At 63.1% G+C, this 236-nt stretch carries 1 protein-coding gene; it reads left to right on the forward strand.

Annotation, left to right across the window (positions count from 1 at the left end; all coding sequences use genetic code 11):
* Positions 1-236: EF-Tu C-terminal domain-related protein (locus tag ACYQ0J_RS13975; protein WP_460172026.1), on the forward strand; the 236-nt coding region annotated here is incomplete at both ends.

Consider the following 236-nt stretch of genomic DNA (forward strand, 5'->3'; position numbering starts at 1 on the left):
GGGGGGCCGGCACACGGGGTTTTTTTCTGGGTACCGGCCGCAGTTTTACTTTCGGACGACGGATGTGACGGGGGTGGTGGAGTTGCCCCAGGGGGTGGAGATGGTGATGCCTGGGGACAATGTGACGTTTACGGTGGAGCTGATCAAGCCGGTGGCGTTGGAGGAGGGCTTGCGGTTTGCCATTCGTGAGGGTGGGCGGACCGTGGGTGCCGGCGTGGTCACCAAGATCCTGGAGT

The sequence above is a fragment of the Thermus sp. FJN-A genome (assembly GCF_054655095.1).